This window comes from Sinisalibacter aestuarii, assembly GCF_027923545.1.
In the GTDB taxonomy this organism is placed as follows: Bacteria; Pseudomonadota; Alphaproteobacteria; order Rhodobacterales; family Rhodobacteraceae; genus Sinisalibacter; species Sinisalibacter aestuarii.
The window spans coordinates 142273-168271 of sequence record NZ_BROH01000002.1; the positions used below are offsets into that span (position 1 = coordinate 142273).

The window sequence follows — 25999 nt, forward strand, 5'->3', positions numbered from 1 at the left end:
AACACCGCCACAAGATCTTTGAGCGCCCACCATATTTTGTGGTTTATCCATAGATAACAGCCACTTGCACCGCAAAGCGTAGACGGCCACCCGGCTTTGCGCTATATCCCCGAGCAACGAAAAGGGGCGCAAAGCCCCGGTACCTGGGATTTTGGGGGTCGGATGAAACGGCTGATCTTGCCTGCTGTTGCGGGCCTTTCGCTCATGGCGTCGGCGGCGCTGGGGGATACGGGCGGCACGCCCGAAGGGCTGATCTCGAAACTTCTCGGCAGCGAGCGCATCGCCCGCGCCGGGCTGGGCAGCGGGCGGATCGCCCGGCTCGCCTCGGTCGCGCCGACACCGGGCGAGCTTCTGCATTCCGACCGCTGGATCGCCGCGCAGCCCGTGGCGCAGGGCGGCGCCGACTGGCAATGCCTGTCCGAAGCGCTCTATTTCGAGGCCCGGGGCGAAAGCGCCGAGGGGCTCTTTGCCGTCGCCGAAGTGATCCTCAACCGGGTCGACAGCGCCCGTTACCCCGGCTCGGTCTGCAATGTGGTCAACCAGGGCACGGGCCAGCGCTATGCCTGCCAGTTCACCTTCACCTGCGACGGCCACCCCGAAGACATCCGCGACCAGCGCGCCTGGGAGCGCGTCGGCAAGGTCGCCCGCACGATGCTCGACGGCGCGCCGCGCACGCTGACCGATGGCGCGCTGTTCTACCACACTCATGCGGTCGCGCCGCGCTGGTCGAAAACGCTCGACCGTACCGCCTCGATCGGGGTGCATCACTTCTACCGCTGAGACGGGCCCGCGATGCGGCGACGGGCTGGCATTCCGCCGGCCTTTGGCGCATTCTCCGCGCCGACAGGGAGGCCCCGCATGAGTTCCGACACCCGCATCGCTTTCGAGCATCCCATCGCCCGCGCCGAGGCATCGGGCCAGCCCAGCCGCCCGCCCGACCGGATCTCGCTGCGCGATCATGTCGTCGAGGCCGATATCGGCGCCTTCCAGTCGGAGCGCGGCAAGCGGCAACGGCTGAATTTCAACGTGGTGGTCGAGGTCATCCCGCCCGAAGGGCCGGTAGGCGACGATGTGGACAAGATCCTGTCCTATGACACGATCACCGAAGCCATCGCCTACGAGCTCGCCGAGGAACGGCTGAACCTGCTCGAAACGCTGGCCGAACGCATCGCCGACCGGGTGCTGCATGCGCCGCAGGCGCTGCGCGTCTTCGTGCGGATCGAAAAGCTCGACCGCGGGCCGGGCGCGCTCGGGGTCGAGATCGTGCGCGCGCGCGGCCAGACCCCGCCGGCGACGGAAGATGCCGCCGAGGCGCCGCATCCAAGGGTGATTTACCTCTCGAACGCGGCCATTGCCGGGCCGGGCCTGGGCGCCTTTCTCGATGCGCTGGAAGCCGGGAGCCAGCCGGTGATCCTTTGCGTCGGCGCGGGCGAGGCCCCGGCGCCGCAAACCGGCCACCGGATGACCCAGCGGCGCATCGACCTGCTCGCCATCGAACAGAACGCCTGGATGCTGGCCGCGCGCGATGACCGCTGCGTGGTGGTCGCCACCCGCACCGAGCTGGACTGGGCTATGAAGCATGGGCAGATCAGCGTCTGGGCGCCCTCGAAGATCGTGCTCGACGCGGTCGATGGCCCCGCCGCCGGCCCGCGCGACGCGGTGGCGCTTTCGGCCTGGTTCGCCGAGGTGATGCAGGCCACCGATCTGCTCGTGGTCGGCGCCGAAGCCCCCGATGCCGCCCCCCTGCCCAGCCGCAGCCTGCGGGTGGACGAACTGCCATGACAATCCGCCACCGCCCGATCCCGCGCCTTGGCGCCCCAACCGGCGGCCATGGCGGCAGCCTGCCGCTCGCCGGCAGCCGCACCGCCTGGTTCAACACCGTGGAGCGGCGCGCGGCGGACGGCACGGCCAAGGTGATCTCGCCCGCCGGGCTCAATGGTGAAGGCCGCACCCGGCTCAGCGCCCGGCGCCCCGATCTCTGCGGCCTGGCGCTCGACCGCCCGCGCGTCATGGGCATTCTCAACGTCACCCCCGACAGCTTTTCCGATGGCGGCGATTTCGCCCGGACGGAAGCGGCCGTCAGCCGCGCGACGACGATGGCGGCGGAAGGTGTGGATATCATCGACATCGGCGGCGAAAGCACCCGCCCCGGCGCCGACGCGGTGACCATCGCCGAAGAAATCGCCCGCACCGCGCCGGTGATCCGCGCCATCCGCGACGCCGGGATCGCCACGCCGATCTCGATCGACACCCGCAAGGCGCCGGTGGCCGAGGCGGCGCTGGAGGCCGGCGCGGATATCGTCAACGACGTGGCCGCCTTCACCTATGACCCGGAGCTGGCCGCGCTCTGCGCCGCCCGCGACGTGCCGGTGGTGCTGATGCATGCCAAGGGTCTGCCCGCCGACATGCAGAAAAACCCCGCCTATGGCGACGTGGTGGCCGAAGTCTACGACCACCTTGCCGAACGGATCGACTATGCCACCGGGCAGGGCATCGCGCGTGAGCGGATTATCACCGATCCGGGCATCGGCTTCGGCAAGACCGAAGCGCATAACCTTGCGCTTCTGGCAAATCTCTCCACATTCCACGATCTCGGGCTGCCGGTGCTTCTCGGCGCGTCGCGCAAGCGCTTCATCGGCGCCATCGGCCACGCCGATGTGGCGAAGGACCGGCTCGGCGGGTCGCTTGCGGTGGCCCTTCACGGGGCCGCACAGGGGGTGCAAATCCTGCGCGTGCATGATACAGCCGAGACCATTCAGGCCCTGCGTCTCTTCGAGGCGCTGAACCAACATTTAAGCGACGGATAACCGCATGAGCAGGAAAATCTTTGGCACCGATGGTGTGCGCGGGATGGCCAACACCCCGCCGATGACCGCCGAAACCGCGTTGCGCCTCGGCATGGCCGCGGGCCGGTTCTTCCGCCAGAACGGCCAGAACAACCACCGCGCCGTGATCGGCAAGGATACCCGGCTGTCGGGCTACATGCTGGAAAACGCCCTCACCGCCGGGCTGACCTCGACGGGTATGAACGTGCTGCTGCTCGGTCCGGTGCCGACCCCCGCCGTGGGCCGCCTCACCCATTCGATGCGCGCCGATCTCGGCATCATGATCTCGGCGTCGCACAATCCGTTTCACGATAACGGGATCAAGCTGTTCGGCCCAGACGGGTTCAAGCTGTCCGACGAGGACGAAGCCGCCATCGAGGTGCTGATGGACGGCGGGATCGACCTTGCCCGGCCCGAGAATATCGGCCGCGCCAAGCGGATCGACGAGGGCCGCCAGCGCTATGTGGAATTCGTGAAAACCACCTTCCCGATGGGCAAGCGCCTCGACGGGCTGAAAGTGGTGGTCGATTGCGCCAATGGCGCCGCCTACAAGGCCGCGCCGGAAGCCCTCTGGGAGCTGGGCGCCGAGGTGATCGCGATGGGCGTCGAGCCCAATGGCGTGAACATCAACGATGGCGTCGGCTCCACCGCGCCCGAGGCGGCGGCGCGGCGCGTGGTCGAGGAAGGGGCCGATCTGGGCATCTGTCTCGACGGCGACGCCGACCGGGTGATGATCATCGACGAAAAGGGCCGTGTGGCCGATGGCGATCAGGTCATGGCGCTCTTCGCCAAACACTGGGGCGAGACCGGGCGGCTCAACCACAGCACGCTGGTGGCGACGGTGATGTCCAATCTCGGGCTCGAACGCTTCCTCGCGGGCCGTGGCATGAGCCTCTTGCGCACCCCGGTGGGCGACCGCTACGTGGTCGAGGCCATGCGCGCGGGCGGCTACAATCTCGGCGGCGAGCAATCGGGCCATATCGTGATGACCGACTATGCCACCACCGGCGACGGGCTGCTCGCGGGTCTGCATTTCCTGGCCGAAATGGTTACCACCGGCCTGGCTGCCTCGGAGCTGTCGGAGGTGTTCGAGACCATCCCGCAAATGTTGAAAAACGTGCGGTACACGGGGAATATTCTGCCTCTGGACGATGAAAATGTTCGAAAAGTGATCATCGCGGGCGAGGCGCGGCTGAACGGAAAAGGCCGGTTGCTGATCCGCAAATCGGGCACCGAGCCGCTCATCCGGGTGATGGCCGAATGCGAAGACGAGGTGCTGATGGCGGATGTGGTCGAAGAGATCGTCGCCGAAGTCACCCGCGTCGCGGGCTGAGCCGGACCGCTCTTACCCGAGGCGCCGCAACAGGCGGCGCAGCGAGGGCCACTGGCTGAGGCCCATCCCCGCCAGCACCAGCCCGAGCGCCATCACGAAGCTGCCCGGCACCGGCTCGGCCAGCACCACCGCGCCTATGATCACCGAAACGACCGGCACGATGTAGTTGACCAGGCTCATGAAGGTCGAGCCCGCGCTGCGGATGATCGTCACCCGCAAGAGCGTGGCCGCTGCCGTGGGCACGAGACCAAGCACCGCAAGCGCGCTCAGCGTGGTGCTGTCGGGAACTGGCGGGATACCCTCGAAGGCAAGGGCCATCGGGATCACCACCATCGTCCCGAGCAGGAGCTGCACGGCGGCAAGCCCGATCGGATCCACCGGCGGCAGCCGCTGCATCTGAACCGACGAGACCGCATAGCAGGCGGCGGCCCCGAGGCAGGCAAGCCGCCCCGCCGTCTCGCCTTCAAGCCCGGAACTGGCAAAGGCCCCCGGCCCGATCAGGGCCGCGACACCGGCAAAGCCGATCACGAAGCCGCCGACCTTGCCCGCGCTCAGCCGCTCGCCGGGCACCAGAAAATGCGCAAGCGGCAGCACCATGATCGCCACCGTCGTCATCGAAATCCCGGCAAAGCCGGATGTGACGGTCTTTTGCCCCCAGCTCAGCAGCATGAAGGGCACGGCGGTGGAGAAAATGCCGATGAAGCCGAGCGTGGCCCAGTCCGCCAGCCGCGCCGGCCCGTGAAACAGCCGCGCCCCGCGCAGGAGCCACACCGCCACCAGCAGCGCCGCGGCAAAGCCGATCCGCGCCGCGGCCAGCCAGAACGGCGTGATGCCCCTCAGCGCGATCTCGATCACCATGAAGGTCGCGCCCCAGACGAGGCCGAGCACGAGCAGCATCGCCCAGGATTTGCCGGTGATCTGTGGATCGGTCATACATCCAGATGCCACGCAAAACCCTGCCCCGCAACGAAAAAGGGCGCCCCGGGGCGCCCTTTCCGACCTCTCCCGAGCGGGATCAGTTCTTGGATTTGTCGACCATCTTGCCGGCCGAAATCCACGGCATCATCGCACGCAGCTTCTCGCCGGTTTCTTCGATCTGGTGCTCGTCGTTGAGGCGGCGGGTGGCTTTGAAATAGGGCTGGCCCACCGCGTTTTCCTGCATGAAGTCACGCACGAACTTGCCGGTCTGGATATCGGTCAGGATCTCTTTCATCGCCTTCTTGGTCTGCTCTTTCGGCAGCACGCGCGGGCCCGACACGTATTCACCGTATTCGGCGGTGTTCGAGATCGAGTAGTTCATGTTGGCGATGCCGCCCTCATAGATCAGATCGACGATCAGCTTCACCTCGTGCAGCGTTTCGAAATAGGCCATCTCGGGCGCGTAGCCGCCTTCGACGAGGGTTTCGAAACCGGCGCGGATCAGCTCGACGAGGCCGCCGCAGAGCACCGCCTGCTCGCCGAACAGGTCGGTTTCGCATTCCTCGCGGAAGTTGGTCTCGATGATCCCGGAGCGGCCGCCACCGATGGCCGAGCAATAGCTGAGGCCAAGATCGAGCGCCTTGCCCGAGGCATCGTTATGCACCGCCACGAGGCAGGGCACGCCGCCGCCTTTGACATATTCGCCGCGCACCGTGTGGCCCGGACCTTTCGGCGCCATCATGATCACGTCGACGCCCGGCTTCGGCTCGATCAGGCCGAAATGCACGTTGAGGCCGTGGGCGAAGGCGATCGCCGCGCCTTCGCGCAGGTTGTCATGCACGTATTTCCTGTAGGTATCGGCCTGAAGTTCGTCGGGCATGGTGAACATGATCAGATCGCACCAGGCGGCAGCTTCGGCGATGCCCATCACCTTCAGCCCTTCGGCTTCGGCCTTCTTCGCCGAGGGCGAGCCCTCGCGCAGCGCGACGACCACGTTCTTCGCGCCCGAATCGCGCAGGTTCAGCGCATGGGCGTGGCCCTGCGAGCCGTAGCCGAGGATGGCCACTTTCTTGTCTTTGATCAGATTGATGTCGCAGTCGCGATCGTAGTAAACGCGCATCGGCGTGCTCCTTCCAGTTGAGTCCGGCGCAGCATAGTCGCAACAGCGCAAATTTCCGTGCAATCTTTATGGAATTTTCAAAATGAATACAAATTTCATGCTCTGAACGTTCAGATAGTGAAATTTTAATTCATCTACCCGTCAGGCCGCCCGCAGCGCAGCCGCCCTGGCGCCGGCGAGTCCCGCCCCCGGCAGGCGCACGCCATCGCGCCTGTCGAGCGGCAGGATCAGCCGGGTTTCCGCAACGCTCAGACCGGGCCGGTTCAGATGCCATGCGGCGCGGTCGATGTCGGGATAATGCGCGCGCAGATCCCGGCGTGCCGCCGCGCCCAGCGCCTGAAGCGCCATCGGTCCGGCAAACAGGCTCTCGCTCGCGATCCCTTCGGAATAGACCATTTCGTGCCCGTCGAGCAGCAGATGGAAATAGGCCACCCGCGGCTGCGCCACCCGCTGCACCGCCCGCCCGTCGACCAGCGCCTTTGCCGGCACCAGCACCTCGTTCTGGCCGAAATAGAGCTCGGCCGCCTGCGAATTCAGCAAAATCCGGTGATTGGGCGAGACCCAGAGATCGCGGGTATTGCCCAGCGCCCCCGCCACGATCCGCACCGGGGCGAGCGCACCGCCGCCGCTGGCCAGCGAATGGCCGGCCCAGCGCACCGGCTGCAACCCGCGATCGCGGGTCAGCACGCGGTCACCGGGCCGAAGCGCCTCGACCGGGCGCGGACCGGCAGCGGTTTCGATCAGCGTTCCGGCCCGGAAGCAGGGCACCTCGTCGCTGATCGGCACCGATTGCCCGGCCCCGCTATAGCTCGACACGCCCTGATAATAATGCAGCGTCGTCCCGGGCGGCGGCGACGCACCGTCGAACATCACCCCGACCACATCGGTGGTGTAGCCCTGGGTGATCGACACCCCGACCATCCGGTAGGCATTGCCGGCATCGTCATACAGCGTGACCTCCCATTCATTCTCGACATTGACGGGCGCGGGCCATTGCCAGCGCGTCGTGCTGCCGCTCGGAGAATAGGTGGTGCCGTTGATGGTGACGGGATCGGACAGGCGCTGGTCGATCACTTCGGAGCCGGAAAACGGATCGTCGGTCAGCAGCCCGTCGGAATCCTCGAAGGTGATCGCCACCGTCTCGCCCGGCAGGGTGATGGTAAGGTCGTTGGGGTTTTCCCAGCTGAAGGCATCGCCGTTCAGGGCATTGCCGATGACATCGCCCTGCGTGGTCGGGCTGCCATCCGCATGGGTAATCGTTACGCCACTTTTGGCGAAGACGAAGATCGTTCGCTCGCTCATTGCTACTGCCTGCCATCGGGTTCGGGCACGGTTTGTGAGGTGGCCCGATTTTCTGTTTAGTTCTCATCAGATTATCAGGACCGCAGTGGATTTGCATCAAATTTTCGGCATAGCGCGCAGGATGCGGCGGCATGCTGCGGAACGGGCTGAGCGGCTTGACGTATCGCGCCAACAAGGCGAATAGATCATGCGCGATATAATCAGATTCCGAAGCGATCATGCTAAGCGACACCGACAGGCGCATTCTGCGCCACCTGCAGACCGACCCGAGCCTGACCAGCGCCGAGCTTTCGGAGCGCTGCGGCTTGTCGGCCTCGGCCTGCTGGCGGCGGGTCGAGCGGATGCAGGCGCAGGGCATCCTGCGCGGCCAGCACGCGATCATCAACTGGGCGGCGCTTGGCTGGGAGGTGGAAGTGTCGCTCCGCTTCACCATCGACAAGACCAATCCGCGCGCCTTCGACGAATTTCTCGCCGCCGCGCGGGCGGTGCGGGAAGTGACCGAGATCCAGACCTTCCTCGGCCGGGTCGATGTGCGCCTGCATGTCATTGCCCGCGACATGGCGCATTACCAGCAGATCTACCGCGAGAAGATCCTGACGCTCCCGCATATCGCCGATATCGAGGCGCTGATGCAGGTGGCGGTGATCGCCGAAGATGAAAGCCTGCCGATATGATCCGCCTCGACGATACCGACCGCGACATCCTGCGCGCGCTGCAGGAGGATGCGACGCTTTCAGCGGGCGAGATCGGGCGGCGGCTCGGCCTCAGCCAGCCGGCGGCCTGGCGGCGGGTGAAGCGCCTCTATGACGACGGCGCGATCCGGGGCCAGCGGCTCGACCTCGATCACGAGGCGCTCGGCTTCGGGGTGACGGTGTTTCTCGGCGTGAAGCTCGCCACCAAGGGCCGGGTGAGCCTTGAGGATTTCGAACGCGCGGTGCGGGCGATCCCCGAAGTGCAGCTCGTTCACCACGTGCTCGGGCTTTACGATTACCGGTTGCGCGTCGTCGCCCGCGACCTGGCCGATTTCGAGCGTATCCTGCGCCGCCGGGTCATGACCCTGCCGGGTGTGGGCGAGGTGGAGGCCAATGTGCTGCTGAGCGAAGAGCGCCGGCCCGGGCCGCTGTGAGCCGGGTTCGCGCCGCCCACCGCTTGACACCGCGCGCAGGCCCGGCCAACGCTGCGGCCATGATCGACCCGCGCCCAATCGTCTACGTGATCGGCCTCGTGGTGGCCTTTCTGGGCGCGACGATGCTATTGCCGATGCTGGTGGACCTCTATTACGGCAGCGCCGACTGGGCGGTGTTCCTGTCCAGCGCGGTGATTTCGCTGGTGGTGGGCGGCTCGATGGCGCTCGCCACCGCCAATACGGCGGGCCATGGCCTGACCATCCAGCAAACCTTTCTGCTCACCACCCTGATCTGGATCGCTCTGCCGCTGTTCGGCGCCCTGCCCTTTCTGCTGGGCGAGATCGAGGCGCGGCCGGTGGATGCCTTTTTCGAGGCGATGTCGGGCGTTACCACCACCGGCTCCACCGTCTTCACCGGACTCGACGATCTGCCCGAGGGGCTGCTGCTGTGGCGCTCGATGCTGCAATGGTTCGGCGGGATCGGGATCATCGTCGTGGCCATGGTCTTCCTGCCCGAGCTGCGGGTGGGCGGGATGCAGGTGTTTCGCTCCGAAGCCTTCGACACGATGGGCAAGGTGCTGCCCCGCGCCGTCGAGATCGCAGGCCAGATCACCTGGATCTATCTCGGCCTGACGCTGGCCAACATGCTGGCCTATATCGCCGTGGGGATGACCCCGTTCGACGCGGTCAACCACGCCTTCACCACAATCTCCACCGGCGGTTTCTCGACCCACGATGCCAGCTTCGGCGCCTTTCAGGGCGCGGCGGAATACGTGGCGGCGCTGTTCATGATCCTCGGCAGCCTGCCCTTCGTGCGCTATATCCAGATCGTGCAGGGCACCGCCCGCCCGATCTTCACCGATCCGCAGGTGCGTGGTTACCTCACGGTGATCCTGTCCGTCACCATGGCGATGACGCTGTTCCGGCTGGTCTTCAACGGCGACCATTTCGAACATGGCTTCCGCGAGGGGATCTTCAACGTCACCTCGATCATCTCGGGCACCGGCTATGCCTCGGTGGATTATCAGCTCTGGGGCACCTTCCCGGTGGTCACCTTCTTCTTCCTCGGCCTTGTCGGCGGCTGCGCCGGCTCAACGGCCTGCTCGGTGAAGATCTTCCGCTATCAGCTCCTCTTCGCCTCGGTGAAGGCGCAGATCCGGGCGATCCACAGCCCGCATGGCGTGTTTACCCCCCGCTATGCCGGGCGCGCCGTGGGCGAAGACGTGCTCTCGTCGGTGATGGCGTTTTTCGTCATGTTCGTGGTCTCGCTCGGCGTGCTCTCGGTGCTGCTCAGCCTCACCGGCCTCGATACCGTCACCGCCGTGTCCGGCGCGGCCACGGCGCTGGCCAATGTCGGCCCCGGGCTGGGCGGCACGATCGGCCCCGCCGGCAATTTCGCCACGCTGAACGACACCGCCAAATGGCTGCTCGCGGCAGCCATGCTGGTGGGGCGGCTCGAAGTGCTCTCCGTCTTCGTGCTGTTCACCCGCCGTTTCTGGACCGATTGAGGACAGACCAATGACCGACCGACCGACCGCCTCCGACGCCGCCCGCCTCCTCCATCTCGGCAGCGAAACGGCACAGAAGGGCGACCCGCTCGCGCTGCCGATCACCCCGGCTTCGATGTTTCACCTGCCCGGCGATCCCGATCCGGCCCTGCCCTTCTATGGCCGCGACACCAACCCGACATGGATGGCCACCGAAGCCGCGCTCGGGCTTCTCGAAGATGCGCCCGCGCTGCTCTTTCCCTCCGGCATGGCCGCGATCACGGCGGCGCTGATGGCCGTGCTGCGCGCCGGCGACCGGCTGCTCCTGCCCTCGGACGGCTACTACACCGCCCGCGTGCTGGCGGCCAACTTCCTCGAAGGCTTCGGCGTGACGGTCGAAACCCGGCCCACCGCCGGGTTCGCCGCAGGCGGCTTCGACGGCATCCGGGCCGCGCTGATCGAAAGCCCGTCGAATCCCGGCCTCGACCTCGTCGATATCGCCGACGTCACCGCAGCGCTGCGCCGGGCCGGCGCGGTCTCCATTGTCGACAACACCACGATGACCCCGTTCGGCCAGCGCCCGCTGGACCTCGGGGCCGACATTCTCGTTGCCTCCGACACCAAGGCGCCGGGCGGGCATTCGGACCTGCTGCTGGGCCATGTGGCGAGCCGCAACCCGGAGCTTTTCGCCCGGATGCGCGATTGGCGCACCCGCTCGGGCAGCATCGCCAGCCCGTTCGACGCCTGGCTCCTGCATCGCTCGCTGCAAACGCTGGAACTGCGCTTCAGCCGGATGTGCGACAGCGCCGAGGCCATCGCCCCGCGCCTCGCCACCCATCCGGCGGTGCGCGCCATCCGCTACCCCGGTCTGCCCGAGCACCCGGGCCACACCCTCGCGGCCCGGCAGATGCGGCGCAACGGCTTCCTGATCGGGATGGAACTGGAAAGCGCCGACGCGGCCGAGCGCTTCATCGGGCGCTGCCCGCTGATCGAGGCCGCCACCTCCTTCGGCGGCGTGCATACCAGTGCCGAACGCCGCGCCCGCTGGGGCGATGCCGTAGCGCCGGGCTATGTGCGGCTCTCGGTCGGCACCGAACCGGTCGAGGCGCTTTGGGCCGCGCTTGAGGCCGCGCTTGGCTGAACGCCAACCGGGACCGTTAACGATCCGTTAGGAAATGAACGGATTTCCCGTGGGCCCACGCCGCCATCCTATTGATATAATCATATATTTCCAGGAATCCAGAACACTAGGATTCTAGACTCCTGGTGCCGTTGGGCAATGTGAAGCGCCCCCGGCCCGCCCTTGAAACTCACCGAAAACCACCCCGGGCGGCATCCGCGCCCGGTCGGGCCAGCCCCGAAACCAGCGGCTAGCCTTTATGGATCAACGTCGAGAACAGCCGAGGGTCCAGCGATTGCTGCCTGAAGGTCTCGCCTTCCGTCAGGATCGACACCGCATCGTGGCTGTGCAGGCTCTCCTGATGGCTGGCGACGATGCGGAAATCGCCGATCCGCTCGTCGCGCTTGAGCTGCTCGGTAAAGAGCCGCGCGGCATCTTCCACGAAGATCGGGTTGGCGGCGTTAAGCTCGGCAAAGGCCTGCTCGTCCTCGCGCTTGACCATCACCTGCGTCTCGGTCGGCACCGCTTCACGGGCCATCTCGATCAGGTCCTCGAACCACAGGCAGGGATGATCGCACAGCACCTCTACCGAAATTCGCGCCACCGAGCGCTGGCTGTGCGGCGTGGCGAGCTGGTTGCGGCAGATGCGGGCATGTTCGGCCAGTTCCAGCGAGCACGGGCAGGTCGAGGAATAGACATAGTCGAGATGGACGAATTTGCGCCGCACCCCGCCCTGCTCCACCAGTTCCAGCGCGATATCGTAATACTGATAGCCTTCCAGCCCCGAGCGCAGACTGGGGATTTTCATCGGGAAGGAAAACCGCATCTCGATCCGCGCATCGAGACTGTCGAGATCGGTCTTGTAATCGTCGAGCGCCGCCTCGATTACCTGAAAGCTGAACGTCTTCTCCGCATGGGCATAGAACGAGCGCATGATGCGGCTCATATTGATGCCCTTCTTCTCGGCTTCCAGGCTCACCGTGCCGGTAACGGAGGTTTCCAGCGTCAGATCGCCGTTGTCGCGGGTGTGATAGCGGATCGGCAGGCGGAAATTGGAAATGCCCACATGCTGAATAAGCTGCTTCTCGCCCTGAATGAGCGAGGCCGGGCCATTCTGCAGATCGGGCATCTCGGCCTTGTAGGCGGCGTCCGGCACGAAATCGTGCGGATAATCCCGCCTGAGATCGGGATAATTCGTCAGCGGGCGTTCGGGCAGAAGCCGCGAGATCGCCGGATCGAGCCTGGCCACCTCCACAGGATCGGCGCCACGCGCCCAGTCGCGCAGGGTTTCCAGCGCGCGTTTGGCTTCGTCCGCATCGGGCGCGACGGTCATCGTCGGGGTCAGGTGGTTCATCTGGCCAGCCTCCAGAGGTCAGTCGGACCCTGAATATAGGCCCATTGCGCCCAATCCCCAAGTGTTCCTCTCAGGAATACGCCTCACAGCCCCGCCAAAGCGGCCCGGATATCGGCCACAAGGTCGCCCGCATCCTCCAGCCCGACGGAGAAGCGCACCAGCCCCGGCGTGATCCCGAGCAATTGTTTTTGCTCATCCGGCAGGCGTTGATGCGTCGTCGTGGCCGGATGCGTGACGATGCTTTTCGCGTCGCCGAGATTGTTGGAGATCACGGGGATTTGAAGCGCATTGAGAAAGCGGAAAGCCGCGTCCTTGCCGCCCGCGAGATCGAGCGCCAGCATGGTGCCGCCGTGATCCATCTGCCGCGCGGCGACGGCATGTTGCGGGTGGTCGGGCCGGCCGGGATAGATCATCCGGCCAAGCGCCGCATGGCCCGCCAGCGCATCGGCGATCTGCGCCGCGCTCTCCGCCATCGCCCGAACCCTGAGATCGAGCGTATCCAGCCCCTTGAGATGCATCCAGGCGTTGAACGGCGACAGCGCCGCGCCGGTATGCTTGGCATAGGGCTCGAACGTGCCGCGAATGAAGTCTTCACTGCCCAGAACCACACCGCCAAGGCCACGCCCGCCGCCGTCGATATGCTTGGTGGTGGAATAGATCACCACATCCGCCCCCCGCGCCGCCGCGCTGGCGCCAACGGGGGTGGAGAAGGTGTTGTCGACCACCAGCAGCGCGCCCGCCGCATGGGCAAGGCCGGCCACCAGCGCGATGTCGATCACCTCCAGCGTGGGGTTGGAGATGGTTTCGAGAAACACCAGATCGGCGCCCCCGGTCAAAGCCGCGCGCCACTCCGCCTCGGAGGTGCCATCGACATAGACCACCTCGGCGCCGAACTTCGCCAGCCATTCAAGGATGTAAAGGCACGATCCGAACAGCGCGCGCGCGGCAACGATCCGCATCCCCGGCTGCGCCGCCGCCATCAGCGTGACGTTCACCGCCGCCATGCCGGAGGCCACCGCAAAGCCATCCCCGGTGCCCTCGATCGAGGCAAGACGCTCCTCGAACATCCGCACGGTCGGGTTGCCGTATCGGGCGTAGATGAATTCATCGGGCCCGGTCTCGATAAACCGTGCCTCGGCCTGCTCGGCGCTGTCATAGACGAAGCCCTGTGTGAGAAAGATCGCCTCGCTCACCTCGTTGTACTGCGAGCGCCGCACGCCATCGTGCACGGCCTTCGTCTTCGCCTTCCACTCACCCATCTGCGCCTCCAGCACAAAAAAGCCCCCGTGCACATAGCAGCCGGGGGCAGAACGTCCTCGACCTCTTTAGCGGCTTATTTTACGTGGCCCGCAATCCGGTGCACAAATCGCCACCCGGTCTCGCTAGCGTGACTTGCACCCTGCGTCAAGCCGCCGCAGGGTACGCGAAACATGCCGGGAGCCGCAGATGCCGATCGACCTTTACTACTGGCCCACGCCGAATGGCTGGAAAATCACCATAGCCCTCGAAGAGATGGGCCTGCCCTACGAGGTCCGCTATGTCGATATCGGCAAGGGCGAACAATTCGAGCCGGACTTCCTGAAGATCGCCCCCAACAACCGGATGCCGGCGATTATCGACCCGGACGGGCCGGACGGCCAGCCGATCAGCGTGTTCGAGTCGGGCGCGATCCTGCAATATCTCGCCCGCAAGACCGGCATGTTCTACGGCGGCAGCGAGCGTGAGCGGGTGGCGGTCGAGGAATGGCTGTTCTGGCAGGTGGGCGGTCTCGGCCCGATGGCCGGTCAGGCGCATCACTTCCTGAAATACGCCCCCGCCATGGGCCACGACCTGCCCTATGCCAAGGACCGCTACCGCGCCGAGAGCACCCGGCTCTACGGCGTGATGGACCGCCGCCTGGCCGAAAACCGCTTCCTCGCCGGCGACGACTACACCATCGCCGATATGGCCAGCTATGGCTGGGCCACGCTATGGGAAGGCCAGGAGCAGGTGCTCGACGACAAGCCCCACCTCGCGCGCTGGCTCGACGAGATCGCCGCCCGCCCGGCGGTGCAGCGCGCCATGGCAGTGGGGGCCGAGAAACGGCCCGCCAACGTCGCCGAAGACAAGGAGGCGGCGAAGGTTCTGTTCAAACGCTAGCTCCCTTTTTCTTGGTCCAAATACTCAAATCGCGGCGCGGGACACCGGCGCCGCGATGAGTATTTTTGCCAAGAAAAAGGTCAGCCTTCCTTCTCTTCTTCCGAGGTGCCGTAGCGGGAGAACAGGCCCGATTGCGCCATGAAGAAGCCGAAGATCGAGATCGGCAGGCCGAAGGTCTTGAAATTCACCCAGGCATCGGTGCTCATCGTCCGCCAGATCGCCTCGTTCGCCACCGCCAGGCCGAGGAAGAACAGCGCCAGGCGCTTGGTGAGCTTCATCCAGCCCTCGCGTTCCAGCGGCATGGCCTGATCCATCACCGCCTCAAGGTAGCTCTGGCCGCGCATCAGGCCGAAGCCGAGAATGCCGGCAAAGAGCAGATAGATGATCGTGGGCTTCATCTTGAAGAAGCGTTCGTCGTTGAACCAGATGCTCAAGCCCCCGAACACCACCACCAGCACCAGCGTGGCGATCTGCATTTTCGACAGATGCCCCGACAGCCGCCATTGCAGGAAGCTCGCCACGGCGAGGACTGGGATGAACATTGCCGTCACCGCGACGAAGCCCGAATAGTCGATGCCGGCCACGGTGAACTGCCGGTCCTTGAACAGCACGTAGCCGATGAAGAAGGCGATGATCGGCCCGTATTCCAGCGCCAGTTTCACGCCCGGTCTGATGGTCTTGTCACTCATGCGAACCCCCTAGCCTGCGGCCTCCACTATCACAGCGCCCAGCGCGATCAAAGCCATGAGCGCAATCCGGCGCGGCCCGGTCTTTTCGCCGAGCAGGAGCCAGCCGATCAGGGCGGCGAAAACGGTCGAGGTTTCGCGCAGCACCGCCGCTTCGCCGACATTGTCGAGCCGGGTTGCCAGCATGATCGCGCCGAAGGAGAAAAACGCCACCACCGCGCCGAGCGCCCCGCGCAGAGCGAGCGGGCCGAGCGCCGGGCGCACCTCCATCCGCCGCCAGCGGCGGGCGGCGAGGATGGGGAAGGATAGCCCGTCGATCATGAAGAACCAGGCGAGAAAGGTGAACGGGTCCGGCGTGGCGCGGATGCCGAAAGCGTCAACCGTGGTGTAGAGCGCCACGAAGCCGCCGGTGACCACCGCCATCGCCAGCGCGGGCTTGAGGTGTTCGCGGCCGAATTGCCAGTGCCGCAGGTTGTACAGCGCCAGCCCGTAGATCCCCGCCACCAGCAAGGCGACCCCGGCCCATTGCCCGGCGGTGAAATGCTCGCCGAAGAGCAGCCCCGCGCCGATCACCGTGAACAGCGGCCCGGTGCCGCGCACGACCGGGTAGACGACGGTGTAGGAGCCGAGCGTGTAGGTCCAGGCCTGCGACAGCTTGTAGGCGAAATGGATGATCCAGATCAGCACGAAGAGCGGCAACAGCGCCGGATCGGGCCAGGGCACGACGAACAGCGCCACCGGCGCGGCCATGATGGCGTAGGATATGTCGATCGCGCCGCGCGACAGCCACGGATCATGGCGCCCCTTCTGCAGCGCGCCGAACAGCGCGTGAAGAAACGCCGCCATCAGCGCGAGCGCCAGCGCCGCCTGGTGCCCGGCCTCGGTGCCCTCGATGGCGGTGACCCAGCCGCTCACACCCACTGGCCCTTGGGCATGCGCGGCATGCCCGCGGGTGCGCGGCCCGGCACCGCGTTCAGCCGGCGCGTGGCGCCCGGCGCGGCCGGGATGGCGATGCGCCCGATCGGCGTCGGCAGCGCCGCCTTGTCGGCCGCGCGGTTGGCCCGGCGGCGGGCGACGAAGCGGGTGATGTCCATCGGCTGGCGATAGGCATCTTCGATCCGCGGCGTCTCGGTAAGGTCATGCGCCGCATCCGCGAGCAGCCGCCAGGTGATCCGGCGCAGAAATTCGTCCGACCGGTAGGGCGGCAGCAGGCCGATCTCGACAATCCGGGTGACCGAACCGGCCCGCACCAGCGCCCCGGCGCCGACCACCTCCCAATTGGCGAACAGCACGGCCCGCGCCAGAACGTCGGCCAGCGCCGAATAGCCCGGCTGCCCGGCCTCCGGATAGGGATGCGAGATCGCCAGGCGCCGCGCCTCGGCCACGAAGGACATCGCGGTGCGCGTGCCTTTCAGCAGCATCTGCGTCTCTGTCTTGATCCGGGTCATGGCGCGGTTGGTCCGGCGTTTGTCTGCTCGTCGAGTCGGGGCCGAGTATCCCGGATCCCGGTTAACAGGACAAATATGGCATCGTCATGCCCCGGTGAGGGCACGGGCGAAGTCTTCCGGATCGAACGGCGCCAGATCGTCGATCTGCTCGCCAACGCCGATCGCATGGATCGGCAGGCCGAACTTGTCGGCCAGCGCCACCAGCACGCCGCCCTTGGCGGTGCCGTCGAGCTTGGTCATGACCAGGCCCGACACATCGGCCATCTTCTGGAAGGTCTCGACCTGGGAGAGCGCGTTCTGCCCGGTGGTCGCATCGAGCACCAGCAGGGTGTTATGCGGCGCGCTTTCGTCCTTCTTGCGGATGACGCGGACGATCTTGGCCAGCTCCTCCATCAGATCGGCGCGGTTCTGCAGCCGCCCGGCAGTGTCGATCATCAACAGATCGGCGCCGTCGGCCTCGGCCTTCGTCATCGCGTCGAAGGCGAGCGAGGCCGGGTCGGAGCCTTCGGGCGCGGTCAGCACCGGCACGCCCGCCCGCTCGCCCCAGACCTGAAGCTGTTCGACGGCGGCGGCGCGGAAGGTGTCGCCCGCCGCGATCACCACGCTCTTGCCCGCCGCGCGGAACTGGCTCGCGAGCTTGCCGATGGTGGTGGTCTTGCCCGAGCCGTTCACGCCCACCACCAGCACCACCTGCGGCTTCTTCGGGTAAAGCGGCATCGGCCTCGCCACCGGCTCCATGATCCGGGCGATCTCGCCCGACATCAGCGCCTTGATCTCGTCGACCGAGAGCTTCCTGCCCAGCCGCCCCTCGGCCAGATTGGCGGTGACGCGCATCGCGGTATCCACCCCCATATCGGAGGCGATCATCAGCTCTTCGAGGCTTTCCAGCATGTCGTCGTCCAGCACCCGGCGCACGACGCTGCGCTTTTCCTTGCGGCCGAACATGCGGCCGATAAAACCCGGCTGCTGCACAAGCTCGCCATCGGGCGCCAGCATCGTGGCCGTCCCGCCGGCCTCCATTTCCGGCGGCGGCAGGTCCGGCATCGGGTCATAGGGCTGGGGTGCCTCGTAGGGCGTCTCGTCCGGCAGTTCGGGCATGTCGCCGGGCACGATCTCGGGCGGCGTCTCTTCGGGACGCTCCGGCGCGGGTTCGGGGATTTCGGGCGCTTGCGGCTCCGGCACCGGCTCCACCTCGGGCTCGGGCAGCGGGATCGGCTCAGGCTCGGGTTCCGGTTCGGGTTCGGGTTCAACCTCGGGTTCCGGCTCCGGTTCGGGTTCGGGCTCCGGCGCGGGGACCGGCTCCGGTTCCGGCTCGGGTGCAGGCTCCGGCGCCTGCGCCGCAAGCTCTACCGTTTCCTCTTCCTCGACACCACCATCCTCGACAATCGCTTCCAGCCCCTCTTCGAGCTTCGACGAGGAGCGGGTGAGACGATCCTTGAGCTTTTTGAAAAACGACATGGCGGCCCTCCGGTGTTGCTTCTCACCTAATGCGGACGGGCGCTCAAGGGAAGGGCCGCAAGCGGCCCGGCGCGCGGGAATCTGGCCTGCGCGCCCTACAGGGTTCCCGCAAGGATCAGCGCCTGCCCGATCACGTAGAACACCCAGACACCCCAGCCCAGCGGCCCGGTCAGCGGGTTGTCGCCCCCGAGCCGGAAGAGCTGCACCGCGAGCATCGTGTCGGAGGCGATGAAGAACAGCGCCCCCAGCGTGACCGCGCCGAGCGGCAGGGTCAGCACCGCAAGCCCCATCAGCGTGATCGCCACCACATAGAGCCGCACCGGCCAGCGCAGGCGATCGACATGGGGCACCAGCCAGATCTCGGCCAGAACGCCATGCACCAGAAGCGCCACCGCCAGCACCGGCTGGAGCGAGAACGCCGCCCAGAGCGGTGCGGCCGAAAGCACGAGGAACAGCAGGATATAGGCGATATGGGCCAGCGCGAAGCTCGCCAGCCCGTAGAGAAACGCCGCCTCGCCCTTGCGTGACAGGGCGAAATCCCCGAGCGCCGAGAAGAACAGGCCCGCCACCAGCCAGGGCGCGCCGCCGGCGGCCCAGGCGGTGAACGTGAAAACGAGGAGCGGCACGGTCTTCACCGCGCTGCGCGGCCACGATGGCGCACCCGCCGTCATCGGCAGGTAGACCAGCGCCACGGCCAGACCGAACCAGAGCAGGATTATCGACATCGCGGCGCCTCCCTCGCGCCACGTTCCGCCGCCGGGGCCGCGCGGTCAAGGGCCGCCGATGCCGCTCTTTGCCGCTCCCCCTTGTGCCCGCAGCCAAGGCCCGTATCCTGTGAGACGAAACGCGCCAACGGAGATCCCGATGCACCCGGTTCGCGCCTTTGCCGCCGCCTCGCTCACCCCCGTCGCCCTGATCGCGCTCGCGGCGCTGTTCGGGGGCGGCTGGATCTGGGCGGCGCTCGTCTATATGACGCTCTTCGCCTTCGCGATGGATCAGCTCATCGCCCGGATCGACCCGCCCGCCGATCCGATGCGCGAATTGCCCGAGGCCGACTGGCTCTCGGCCACGCTGGCGCTGGCGCATTTCGTGCTGCTCGTGCTGGTGATCCGGGCGCTGGCCACCGGCGGGCTGCCGCTGGCGCGCTGGCTCGCGCTCTATGTGGCGGCGGCGCTGTTCTTCGGGCAGGTGTCGAATTCCAACGCGCATGAACTCATCCACCGCACCAGCCGGAGGCTCTTCACCCTCGGCAAATGGGTCTATATCAGCCTGCTTTTCGGCCATCACACCTCGGCCCATAACAAGGTGCATCACCGCTTCGCGGCCTCCGAGGACGATCCCAACACCGCCCGCCCCGGCGAAAGCTTCTATTCCTTCGCGCCACGCGCCTGGAAGGGCAGCTTCGTGAAGGGCTACCAGATGGAGCGGGAAGACATCCGCCGCAGGGGCACCGGCGGGGCGACACCCTATGTCACCTATGTGCTGGGCGCGCTGGGGCTGCTGGCGCTTTCGGGCCTCGCCTTCGGCTGGGCCGGGATCGCGGTGCATCTGCTGCTGGCCGCCTATGCCCAGATTCAGCTGCTGCTGTCGGATTACGTGCAGCATTACGGGCTGCAACGCGCCCGGCGCGACGATGGCAGGCTGGAGCCGATCGGCCCCGCGCATAGCTGGAACAGCCGCCACTGGTTCACCTCGCACATGATGCTGAACGCGCCGCGCCATTCCGACCATCACGCCCATCCCGCGCGGCCCTATCCGCAGCTCGAACTGCACGACAGAACAGAAGCGCCGATCCTGCCCTCGACCCTGCCCGCGATGGGTATGCTCGCGCTCCTGCCCCGGCAATGGCGGCGGGTGATGGACCGCGCGCTCGCCCGCTGGCAGGCCCGGCAAGGAGCCGCCACATGAAATACGCCGCCGCCCTCGCGCTCTTCCTCGCCAGCCCTGCCCTGGCGCAAGAGCCGATGACCGGGGCCGAGTTCGAAGCCTATACCACCGGCAAGACGCTGCTCTACGGCATTGGCGGGCAGGTCTATGGCGGCGAGGATTACCTGCCGGGGCGCAAGGTGCGCTGGTCGTTTCTCGACGGAAAATGCCTCGACGGCACATGGTACGAGGCGGCGGGGCAGATCTGCTTTGCCTATGTCGACGATCCCACCCCGGTGTGCTGGGTCTTCTTCGAAACCGGCGACGGGCTTGTCGCGCATCTGAACGGCGACGAGACGCAATCGCTCTACGAGACGGGCGAAGCCGACGAGCCGCTCTTCTGCCTCGGGCCGGAGGTGGGCGCCTGACGCCCGGTCGCGGGGATCTGCGGCAGGAGGACAGTGCGCCTCAGAACAGCGAGCCCTGCTCCGGCGTCGGCGGCTTCGGCTTTGACGTCTTCGGCGCAGCCTTTGCCGCGCCCTCGCCCAGCGCGAGGCGGCCATCGGCGAACTCGATCTCCAGCGCCTCGGCCCGTCCGGCCGCGGCCTTGCTGGTGACCACATCGCCATCGCCCCGGACAACGGCATAGCCCCGCTTCAGCGTCTCGGTATAGCCGAGCGTCTGCCGGGTGCGATCGAGTGCTGCGAGGCGATCCTGCCAGCCCCTGATCTGGGCGCCGGCGGCACGGGTGAACCGGGCGGTGAGCGCGTCGAGGTCGCGCGCCTTGCGCGCTTGCGCCTCGCCCAGACGCGCCACATCAAGACGCCGCGCCACCGCATTGAAAGCGCGCCGTTTTTCTCCCGCCGGACGGGCCAGCGCCGTGTCGAGCCGCGCGGCGCGGGCGGCAAGGCGTTCGCGCTGATGTTCGATCCGCCCCGCAAGCAGGCTGGGCCGGAGCCCCCCGGCGGCGCGGGTCAGGCGGACATGGCCCGCCTGCGTCAGCCGGGTGAGCGCGGCGGGCAATTTGTCGGACGCCCGGTCAAGCCGCTGGCGCGGGCCGTCGAGCAGCGTATCCGGGCGCGGCAGCGCGCGGGAGAGATCGGTGAGCCGCTGGCCGCGCCGGGTGATCCCCTGGGTCAGCGCCGCCGTCAGCCGCGCCTCCTGCTCCGCCGTCCAGGCCATGAGGTCGCGCCGCACCGGCACCGCCATTTCGGCGGCGGCCGTGGGGGTGGGCGCACGCCGGTCGGCCACGTAGTCGATCAGCGTTGTATCCGTCTCATGCCCGACGGCGGAGATCAGCGGAATCGCGGAGGCGGCGGCGGCGCGGGCGACGATCTCTTCGTTGAAGCCCCACAGGTCTTCGATCGAGCCACCGCCCCGCGCGACGATCAGCAGATCGGGGCGCGGCAGCGCACCGCCCGGCGTGAGCGCGTTGAAGCCTGCGATGGCGCGGGCCACTTCCGGCGCGCATTTCTCGCCCTGCACGGCAACCGGCCAGATCAGCACCTTGCGCGGGAACCGGTCACGCAGCCGGTGCAGGATATCGCGGATCACCGCGCCGGAGGGCGAGGTCACCACCCCGATCACCTCGGGCAGATAGGGGATCGGCTTCTTGCGCTCAGGCGCAAACAGCCCCTCGGCCTGCAACTGGGCCTTGCGCTTTTCCAGCATCGCCATCAGCGCGCCAACGCCGGCAGGGGCGATCTCTTCGATCACGATCTGGTATTTCGACTGGCCGGGGAAGGTGGTGAGCCGCCCGGTGGCGACCACTTCCATCCCCTCCTCCGGCTGGGTCATCAGCCGCGCGGCAACGCCCTTCCAGATCACCCCCGCAAGCACCGCGCGGTCATCCTTCAGATCGAGGTAGACATGCCCCGACCGGGGCCGCGACACGCGCCCCACCTCGCCGCGCACGCGGACATGGGAAAACTCGCCCTCGATGCTCCGTTTGACCGCGCCCGACAGTTCGGACACGGTGAATTCGGGCGCGTTGCCTGCCGGGGTGGGGTCGTCGATCAGATCCATGGGCGCGAGATTAGCGCGGCCGCGCCGGGCGGGCCAGCCCTCAGACGTGGAGCGGCGCGCAAGCCGGTGTCATCGGGCGGAACGGCAGCGTGGCCAGCGCATCGGGCGCGGGCCAGACCTCCGCCGGCGGCTCGGCGCCGAATTCCTGCAGATAGGCGGCCACGGTCTCGGCATAGGCCCGCGCCGGCGCCTCGACGGTGGGCGCGAAGGTGAGCCGGCGCCCGATGATCCAGTCGCAGAATTCCTTGCCGTAGCCCTCATGCTCGGCATGGTAGCTCCAGGCCACGCGCACCAGCCCGGGCGGCACGCGCGGGGCGCTGGTGAGCGCGGCCAGATAAAGGAAGCGGCGGTATTCGAGTTCAAGCCGCAGCGCCGCAGCCGGGCTCAGCCCGGTGATCTCGGCGAGATGTTCGGCAAAGCTGCGGCCATCGCGCTCCACCGGCAGATGCGCGCCGCGGATGCGATACCACAAAGATGGCCGGGTCGGGCTGCAATGTTCGGGATGAATCATCATGGCGCGGCACCTCCTGGCGCCATCATCGCAGCGCATTGCGGCGAATCCGGGGCGCCTGCGCGCAGCTCAGCGCCCGCCCGATTCGTTGAGGAAATAGGACAGATCTTCCGACAGATCGGCCCCGAAGCCGCGCCGGGCACGCCCAAGATGCGCGCCGTACAGGTCAAGCCCGTAGATCGCCAGGCTCATCGCCAGGCCAAGCGCGAGAATCAGCGGCTCGCCCCGCTCCCAGGCGACCATGCCGGTAAAGCCGAACACCGCCGCATGGGCGGTCAGCCAGCGCGGCAGCCGCGGGGTGACGGCGGCCTGCCAGATCGTGCGCGGCGGCGGCGTGCCGAATTCGCGCAGGTAGGCCTGCAGGGTGCGCCGGTAGGCCCCGTTCGCGCCGAACTTGCGCGCGCCATCGTCAAGCGGCAGCGGGCGGGCGAGAACTTCGGCGCAAAACTCATTGTAATCAGCGCTTTGGTTGTGAATCACCCAGGCCTTGCGCACCGGTTCGGGGGGGATCCGCAGCGCGTCGGTCGCGGCGGCGAGGTACAGCCAGCGGCGGTATTCCTCCTCCACCTCGCGCGCTTCGAGCAGCGGCAGGTCGCTCACATGGGCGAGCGCCTGGGCAAACTCGTGCTGCGCCTTCGACGCGGGCAAGGCGGCCAGGCGAATCCGGTCCCAAAGCCGCGGATCGCTGAGGTTGCCTTTCAGGATTGGGTCTCTGTTCGGGTCCAACATCGGCTTGGTACTTGTTTCACTGGTCTCTTCGACCTAGACCCTGCCCGGCGAATGCGACGAAAGAAGGGCGGCAAGATGAATATTCTGATCCTCGGCGGCGGCGGGCGGGAACATGCCCTCGCCTGGGCGGTCAAACAGAACCCCAAATGCGACCGGCTGATCGTCGCCCCGGGCAATGCCGGGATTGCCGAGATCGCCGAATGCGCCCGGCTCGACATCGAGAATGGCGAGGCGGTGGTGCAATTCGCCGAGGAAAACGCGGTAAACTTCGTGATCGTCGGCCCCGAAGCGCCGCTGGCCGCCGGGGTGGCCGACCGGCTGGAAGAGGCGGGCATTCTCGCCTTCGGCCCCTCCGCTGCCGCCGCGCGGCTCGAAGCCTCGAAGAGCTTCACCAAGGAAATCTGCGACGCCGCCGGCGCCCCCACCGCGGCCTATGCCCGCTTCACCATGGCCGAACCCGCGAAGGATTATATCCGCGACCGGGGCGCGCCGATCGTGGTGAAGGCAGACGGGCTGGCCGCCGGCAAGGGCGTGATCGTGGCGATGGACGAGGAAACCGCGCTGGCCGCCATCGACGACATGTTCGGCGGCGAGTTCGGCGCTGCCGGGGCTGAGGTGGTGATCGAGGACTTCATGACCGGCGAGGAGGCGAGCTTTTTCATCCTCTCCGATGGCGAGACGCTGCTGCCCATCGGCACGGCGCAGGATCACAAGCGCGTCGGCGAGGGCGATACCGGGCTCAATACCGGCGGCATGGGCGCCTATTCGCCCGCCCCGGTGCTGACCGACGAGATCGCCGCGAAGGCGATGGACGAGATCATCGCCCCCACCATGCGGGTGATGGCCGAGCGCGGGATGCCCTACAAGGGCGTGCTCTATGCCGGGCTGATGATCGAGAACGGCCAGCCCCGGCTGGTGGAATACAACGTCCGCTTCGGCGACCCGGAATGCCAGGTGCTGATGATGCGGCTTGGGGCGCAGGCGCTCGACCTCATGCTTGCCGCCGCCGAGGGGCGGCTGAGCGAGATGCAGGTGAACTGGGCCGACGACCACGCGATGACGGTGGTGATGGCCGCGAAGGGCTATCCCGGCGCCTATGACAAGGGCTCTGTGATCGGCGGGCTCGACGCGCTGCCGGAGGATTCAAAGCACATGGTCTTCCACGCCGGCACGAGGGAGGTGGACGGCAAGGTCACCGCCAGCGGCGGGCGGGTGCTGAACGTGACGGCCCGGGGCGGCACATTGGCCGAAGCGCGGCAGGCCGCCTATGCGATGGTCGACGGTATCGACTGGCCCGATGGATTCTGCCGGCGCGATATCGGCTGGCGCGCCCTGTCATGACCGAACCGCGCCGCTACAGGTTCAAACCGGCGGCGCTGAAACAGCCGGCGAGCTACGCGCTCGACGCGGACCGTCTGCAGGCGGATGACGGCTGGGAGCTGCGGCTTGCCGAGGTCGACGCCGCCGCCTTCGTGAACCATGTGATGCAGGGCGCGCGGATGATGCGGCTCGATCTGTGGGTTGCCGGCGAGCGCCGCAGTCTGAGCTATACCGGCGCGGCAAATGCCTGGCAGAGCGATCCCGACGCGGCAACATTCCTGCGCCTCGCCCGCGATACGCTGCGCGCCCTGGACGGGGCAACGACCGGCCTGCGGATCGCGCTTGGCGAAACCGGCCGCGCGCGATGGGGGATGTTCATCATCGGCCTCGTCTCGGCGCTTGGCGGGATCGCGATCTTCGTGGCGGCGCTGGCCTCGGGCATTTCACAGGACCGGCTGGCCGCCGCCGCCGTGCCGATGCTGGTCCTCGCCGCGATGGGCGGCATTCTCACCGTCCGCTACGGCCCCTGGCGGAAACCGCCCATGGCCACGCCCGCCGCGCTCGCCGGTGTGATCGACGGCATCGTCGGGACGCTGCCGGAGCGGCGATGAAAAGCCCCGATGTCACGCTCACCGATTTCGCCCTCGCGCTCGTCGCGGCAGGGTTTGCGCTGGCGCTGCTGGGCGGCGGCGGGCTTTCCGGCCTCTACGCGCTGCTCTTCGCCGCCCTCGCCGTTGCCGCGCTGGCGGGTGGTATCTGGCACGGCTGGTTTGCCGGGCAGCAGACCGGGCCGGGTGGCGCGCTTTGGCTGACGGTGATGCTCTCGGTCGGCCTGGCCAACCTTGCGCTCTGGCGGCTCACCGGAGCGCTTTTGCAAACGCCGCTGCCGGGCTGGATCGGCTGGGGCCAACTGGTGCTGTTCGCGGCGCTGGCGCTGTTCGTCTCGCGTAGCTTCCTGCTCACCTCCGCCTTCACCCTGCCGCCCACGCTCGCCCTGCTCTGGGCCTTCGCCGCCGATCTCGCCGCTCCCGGCCACATGCCTGGCGCGGCCGGGCTGGCGGTGGCGCTGGCCGGGGCGGGGCTGCAGGCCGCCCGGATCGGGCTGCCGGCGCTGCGGCTGAGCCATAACGGGCTTTACCACATCGTTCAGGCGATCGCCTTCACGCTGGTCTTTCTCGGCGCCAACGCCAACCCGGTTTCTTTCTAAGAAACCGGGGCGAAATCTTTGAAAG

General features: G+C 67.3%; 27 protein-coding genes and 1 riboswitch. Of the genes, 14 read left to right on the forward strand and 13 right to left on the reverse strand.

Going from position 1 to position 25999, the window contains the following annotated elements:
* Nucleotides 1-162 precede the first annotated feature (162 nt).
* From QMG28_RS05575 to glmM, 4 genes are all read left to right on the forward strand, one after another.
* A complete protein-coding gene (locus QMG28_RS05575) occupies nt 163-780 on the forward strand; it encodes a cell wall hydrolase (RefSeq protein WP_281841224.1) in 618 nt (205 codons plus the stop codon).
* A 78-nt stretch (nt 781-858) separates the two neighbouring features.
* A complete protein-coding gene (locus tag QMG28_RS05580; protein WP_281841225.1) occupies nt 859-1782 on the forward strand; it encodes a dihydroneopterin aldolase in 924 nt (307 codons plus the stop codon).
* Nucleotides 1779-2807, forward strand: coding sequence for a dihydropteroate synthase (gene folP / locus QMG28_RS05585; RefSeq protein WP_281841226.1), 1029 nt, complete (start codon nt 1779-1781; stop codon nt 2805-2807). Before QMG28_RS05580 ends, folP begins: the two co-directional genes overlap by 4 nt.
* Before the next feature lie 4 nt (nt 2808-2811).
* Nucleotides 2812-4158 carry a phosphoglucosamine mutase gene (gene glmM, locus QMG28_RS05590; protein ID WP_281841227.1) on the forward strand — a complete coding sequence of 449 codons (1347 nt, stop codon included), beginning with the start codon at nt 2812-2814 and terminating at the stop codon, nt 4156-4158.
* 12 nt (nt 4159-4170) lie between these two features.
* Here glmM and QMG28_RS05595 read toward each other — a convergent pair whose 3' ends face one another.
* The 3 genes from QMG28_RS05595 to QMG28_RS05605 all read right to left on the reverse strand — a co-directional run bounded on the left by QMG28_RS05595 (nt 4171) and on the right by QMG28_RS05605 (nt 7498).
* Nucleotides 4171-5091, reverse strand: a complete 921-nt coding sequence (locus QMG28_RS05595; protein WP_281841228.1) for a DMT family transporter — start codon at nt 5089-5091, stop codon at nt 4171-4173.
* An 82-nt stretch (nt 5092-5173) separates the two neighbouring features.
* Complete coding sequence (ilvC, locus tag QMG28_RS05600) at nt 5174-6196, reverse strand: ketol-acid reductoisomerase (RefSeq protein ID WP_281841229.1); 1023 nt, start codon at nt 6194-6196, stop codon at nt 5174-5176.
* Nucleotides 6197-6337: 141 nt separating this feature from the next.
* On the reverse strand, nt 6338-7498 hold the full coding sequence (locus QMG28_RS05605; RefSeq protein WP_281841230.1) for a Hint domain-containing protein: 1161 nt from the start codon (nt 7496-7498) through the stop codon (nt 6338-6340).
* 218 nt (nt 7499-7716) lie between these two features.
* On the opposite strand from QMG28_RS05605, the gene QMG28_RS05610 reads away from it, so the two are divergent.
* From QMG28_RS05610 to QMG28_RS05625, 4 genes are read left to right on the forward strand one after another with little or no spacing between them, the layout of a single operon-like run.
* Nucleotides 7717-8172, forward strand: a complete 456-nt coding sequence (locus QMG28_RS05610) for an Lrp/AsnC family transcriptional regulator (protein ID WP_281841231.1) — start codon at nt 7717-7719, stop codon at nt 8170-8172.
* Nucleotides 8169-8624: an Lrp/AsnC family transcriptional regulator gene (locus tag QMG28_RS05615; RefSeq protein ID WP_281841232.1), complete on the forward strand. Its 456-nt coding sequence runs from the start codon at nt 8169-8171 to the stop codon at nt 8622-8624. The genes QMG28_RS05610 and QMG28_RS05615 overlap by 4 nt, the downstream gene beginning before the upstream one ends.
* A 59-nt stretch (nt 8625-8683) precedes the next feature.
* Nucleotides 8684-10132, forward strand: coding sequence for a TrkH family potassium uptake protein (locus QMG28_RS05620; protein WP_281841233.1), 1449 nt, complete (start codon nt 8684-8686; stop codon nt 10130-10132).
* 10 nt (nt 10133-10142) lie between these two features.
* Complete coding sequence (locus tag QMG28_RS05625; RefSeq protein WP_281841234.1) at nt 10143-11252, forward strand: cystathionine gamma-lyase; 1110 nt, start codon at nt 10143-10145, stop codon at nt 11250-11252.
* A 229-nt stretch (nt 11253-11481) separates the two neighbouring features.
* On the opposite strand, the gene folE2 is transcribed toward QMG28_RS05625, so the two are convergent.
* On the reverse strand, nt 11482-12585 hold the full coding sequence (gene folE2 / locus QMG28_RS05630) for a GTP cyclohydrolase FolE2 (protein ID WP_281841235.1): 1104 nt from the start codon (nt 12583-12585) through the stop codon (nt 11482-11484).
* Between the two features lie 83 nt (nt 12586-12668).
* Nucleotides 12669-13844 carry a PLP-dependent transferase gene (locus tag QMG28_RS05635; protein ID WP_281841236.1) on the reverse strand — a complete coding sequence of 392 codons (1176 nt, stop codon included), beginning with the start codon at nt 13842-13844 and terminating at the stop codon, nt 12669-12671.
* 45 nt (nt 13845-13889) lie between these two features.
* A riboswitch (SAM riboswitch) is annotated at nt 13890-13968 on the reverse strand.
* Nucleotides 13969-14031: 63 nt separating this feature from the next.
* Between QMG28_RS05635 and QMG28_RS05640 the strand changes: the two genes are divergently transcribed.
* The gene (locus tag QMG28_RS05640; protein WP_281841237.1) at nt 14032-14724 is read left to right on the forward strand and encodes a glutathione S-transferase N-terminal domain-containing protein; all 693 of its coding nucleotides are present in this window, start codon (nt 14032-14034) and stop codon (nt 14722-14724) included.
* An 80-nt stretch (nt 14725-14804) separates the two neighbouring features.
* On the opposite strand, the gene QMG28_RS05645 is transcribed toward QMG28_RS05640, so the two are convergent.
* From QMG28_RS05645 to QMG28_RS05665, 5 genes are all read right to left on the reverse strand, one after another.
* Complete coding sequence (locus QMG28_RS05645) at nt 14805-15413, reverse strand: inner membrane-spanning protein YciB (RefSeq protein WP_281841238.1); 609 nt, start codon at nt 15411-15413, stop codon at nt 14805-14807.
* A 9-nt stretch (nt 15414-15422) separates the two neighbouring features.
* A complete protein-coding gene (locus tag QMG28_RS05650) occupies nt 15423-16325 on the reverse strand; it encodes an EamA family transporter (RefSeq protein WP_281841239.1) in 903 nt (300 codons plus the stop codon).
* Nucleotides 16322-16858 carry a hypothetical protein gene (locus QMG28_RS05655; protein ID WP_281841240.1) on the reverse strand — a complete coding sequence of 179 codons (537 nt, stop codon included), beginning with the start codon at nt 16856-16858 and terminating at the stop codon, nt 16322-16324. Before QMG28_RS05655 ends, QMG28_RS05650 begins: the two co-directional genes overlap by 4 nt.
* An 84-nt stretch (nt 16859-16942) precedes the next feature.
* Nucleotides 16943-18316 carry a signal recognition particle-docking protein FtsY gene (ftsY, locus tag QMG28_RS05660; RefSeq protein ID WP_281841241.1) on the reverse strand — a complete coding sequence of 458 codons (1374 nt, stop codon included), beginning with the start codon at nt 18314-18316 and terminating at the stop codon, nt 16943-16945.
* A gap of 95 nt (nt 18317-18411) precedes the next feature.
* Nucleotides 18412-19041, reverse strand: coding sequence for a lysoplasmalogenase family protein (locus QMG28_RS05665; RefSeq protein ID WP_281841242.1), 630 nt, complete (start codon nt 19039-19041; stop codon nt 18412-18414).
* Between the two features lie 139 nt (nt 19042-19180).
* Between QMG28_RS05665 and QMG28_RS05670 the strand changes: the two genes are divergently transcribed.
* Together QMG28_RS05670 and QMG28_RS05675 are read left to right on the forward strand one after the other, a co-directional pair.
* Nucleotides 19181-20224: an alkane 1-monooxygenase gene (locus QMG28_RS05670; RefSeq protein WP_281841243.1), complete on the forward strand. Its 1044-nt coding sequence runs from the start codon at nt 19181-19183 to the stop codon at nt 20222-20224.
* Nucleotides 20221-20610 carry a hypothetical protein gene (locus QMG28_RS05675; RefSeq protein ID WP_281841244.1) on the forward strand — a complete coding sequence of 130 codons (390 nt, stop codon included), beginning with the start codon at nt 20221-20223 and terminating at the stop codon, nt 20608-20610. Before QMG28_RS05670 ends, QMG28_RS05675 begins: the two co-directional genes overlap by 4 nt.
* 40 nt (nt 20611-20650) lie before the next feature.
* Here QMG28_RS05675 and xseA read toward each other — a convergent pair whose 3' ends face one another.
* From xseA to QMG28_RS05690, 3 genes are all read right to left on the reverse strand, one after another.
* Nucleotides 20651-22207, reverse strand: coding sequence for an exodeoxyribonuclease VII large subunit (gene xseA, locus QMG28_RS05680; RefSeq protein WP_281841245.1), 1557 nt, complete (start codon nt 22205-22207; stop codon nt 20651-20653).
* 40 nt (nt 22208-22247) lie between these two features.
* Nucleotides 22248-22721: a glycine-rich domain-containing protein gene (locus QMG28_RS05685; protein WP_281841246.1), complete on the reverse strand. Its 474-nt coding sequence runs from the start codon at nt 22719-22721 to the stop codon at nt 22248-22250.
* A gap of 66 nt (nt 22722-22787) precedes the next feature.
* Nucleotides 22788-23447 (reverse strand): hypothetical protein, encoded by a 660-nt coding sequence (locus QMG28_RS05690; RefSeq protein WP_281841247.1) that lies wholly within the window; start codon nt 23445-23447, stop codon nt 22788-22790.
* Between the two features lie 75 nt (nt 23448-23522).
* Here QMG28_RS05690 and purD point away from each other — a divergent pair, with 75 nt between their 5' ends.
* The 3 genes from purD to QMG28_RS05705 are packed head-to-tail and all read left to right on the forward strand — an operon-like array spanning nt 23523 to nt 25974.
* Nucleotides 23523-24788, forward strand: coding sequence for a phosphoribosylamine--glycine ligase (purD, locus tag QMG28_RS05695; protein WP_281841248.1), 1266 nt, complete (start codon nt 23523-23525; stop codon nt 24786-24788).
* Nucleotides 24785-25378 (forward strand): hypothetical protein, encoded by a 594-nt coding sequence (locus QMG28_RS05700; RefSeq protein ID WP_281841249.1) that lies wholly within the window; start codon nt 24785-24787, stop codon nt 25376-25378. Before purD ends, QMG28_RS05700 begins: the two co-directional genes overlap by 4 nt.
* Nucleotides 25375-25974: a DUF6962 family protein gene (locus QMG28_RS05705; RefSeq protein ID WP_281841250.1), complete on the forward strand. Its 600-nt coding sequence runs from the start codon at nt 25375-25377 to the stop codon at nt 25972-25974. Before QMG28_RS05700 ends, QMG28_RS05705 begins: the two co-directional genes overlap by 4 nt.
* Nucleotides 25975-25999: the final 25 nt, after the last annotated feature.

Bases quoted from the DNA above. Each gene is read 5' to 3' on its own strand.
- QMG28_RS05575 (WP_281841224.1), top strand. From the start codon at position 163: ATGAAACGGCTGATCTTGCCTGCTGTTGCGGGCCTTTCGCTCATGGCG.
- QMG28_RS05580 (WP_281841225.1), top strand. From the start codon at position 859: ATGAGTTCCGACACCCGCATCGCTTTCGAGCATCCCATCGCCCGCGCC.
- folP (WP_281841226.1), top strand. From the start codon at position 1,779: ATGACAATCCGCCACCGCCCGATCCCGCGCCTTGGCGCCCCAACCGGC.
- glmM (WP_281841227.1), top strand. From the start codon at position 2,812: ATGAGCAGGAAAATCTTTGGCACCGATGGTGTGCGCGGGATGGCCAAC.
- QMG28_RS05595 (WP_281841228.1), bottom strand. From the start codon at position 5,091: ATGACCGATCCACAGATCACCGGCAAATCCTGGGCGATGCTGCTCGTG.
- ilvC (WP_281841229.1), bottom strand. From the start codon at position 6,196: ATGCGCGTTTACTACGATCGCGACTGCGACATCAATCTGATCAAAGAC.
- QMG28_RS05605 (WP_281841230.1), bottom strand. From the start codon at position 7,498: ATGAGCGAGCGAACGATCTTCGTCTTCGCCAAAAGTGGCGTAACGATT.
- QMG28_RS05610 (WP_281841231.1), top strand. From the start codon at position 7,717: ATGCTAAGCGACACCGACAGGCGCATTCTGCGCCACCTGCAGACCGAC.
- QMG28_RS05615 (WP_281841232.1), top strand. From the start codon at position 8,169: ATGATCCGCCTCGACGATACCGACCGCGACATCCTGCGCGCGCTGCAG.
- QMG28_RS05620 (WP_281841233.1), top strand. From the start codon at position 8,684: ATGATCGACCCGCGCCCAATCGTCTACGTGATCGGCCTCGTGGTGGCC.
- QMG28_RS05625 (WP_281841234.1), top strand. From the start codon at position 10,143: ATGACCGACCGACCGACCGCCTCCGACGCCGCCCGCCTCCTCCATCTC.
- folE2 (WP_281841235.1), bottom strand. From the start codon at position 12,585: ATGAACCACCTGACCCCGACGATGACCGTCGCGCCCGATGCGGACGAA.
- QMG28_RS05635 (WP_281841236.1), bottom strand. From the start codon at position 13,844: ATGGGTGAGTGGAAGGCGAAGACGAAGGCCGTGCACGATGGCGTGCGG.
- QMG28_RS05640 (WP_281841237.1), top strand. From the start codon at position 14,032: ATGCCGATCGACCTTTACTACTGGCCCACGCCGAATGGCTGGAAAATC.
- QMG28_RS05645 (WP_281841238.1), bottom strand. From the start codon at position 15,413: ATGAGTGACAAGACCATCAGACCGGGCGTGAAACTGGCGCTGGAATAC.
- QMG28_RS05655 (WP_281841240.1), bottom strand. From the start codon at position 16,858: ATGACCCGGATCAAGACAGAGACGCAGATGCTGCTGAAAGGCACGCGC.
- ftsY (WP_281841241.1), bottom strand. From the start codon at position 18,316: ATGTCGTTTTTCAAAAAGCTCAAGGATCGTCTCACCCGCTCCTCGTCG.
- QMG28_RS05665 (WP_281841242.1), bottom strand. From the start codon at position 19,041: ATGTCGATAATCCTGCTCTGGTTCGGTCTGGCCGTGGCGCTGGTCTAC.
- QMG28_RS05670 (WP_281841243.1), top strand. From the start codon at position 19,181: ATGCACCCGGTTCGCGCCTTTGCCGCCGCCTCGCTCACCCCCGTCGCC.
- QMG28_RS05675 (WP_281841244.1), top strand. From the start codon at position 20,221: ATGAAATACGCCGCCGCCCTCGCGCTCTTCCTCGCCAGCCCTGCCCTG.
- xseA (WP_281841245.1), bottom strand. From the start codon at position 22,207: ATGGATCTGATCGACGACCCCACCCCGGCAGGCAACGCGCCCGAATTC.
- QMG28_RS05685 (WP_281841246.1), bottom strand. From the start codon at position 22,721: ATGATGATTCATCCCGAACATTGCAGCCCGACCCGGCCATCTTTGTGG.
- QMG28_RS05690 (WP_281841247.1), bottom strand. From the start codon at position 23,447: ATGTTGGACCCGAACAGAGACCCAATCCTGAAAGGCAACCTCAGCGAT.
- purD (WP_281841248.1), top strand. From the start codon at position 23,523: ATGAATATTCTGATCCTCGGCGGCGGCGGGCGGGAACATGCCCTCGCC.
- QMG28_RS05700 (WP_281841249.1), top strand. From the start codon at position 24,785: ATGACCGAACCGCGCCGCTACAGGTTCAAACCGGCGGCGCTGAAACAG.
- QMG28_RS05705 (WP_281841250.1), top strand. From the start codon at position 25,375: ATGAAAAGCCCCGATGTCACGCTCACCGATTTCGCCCTCGCGCTCGTC.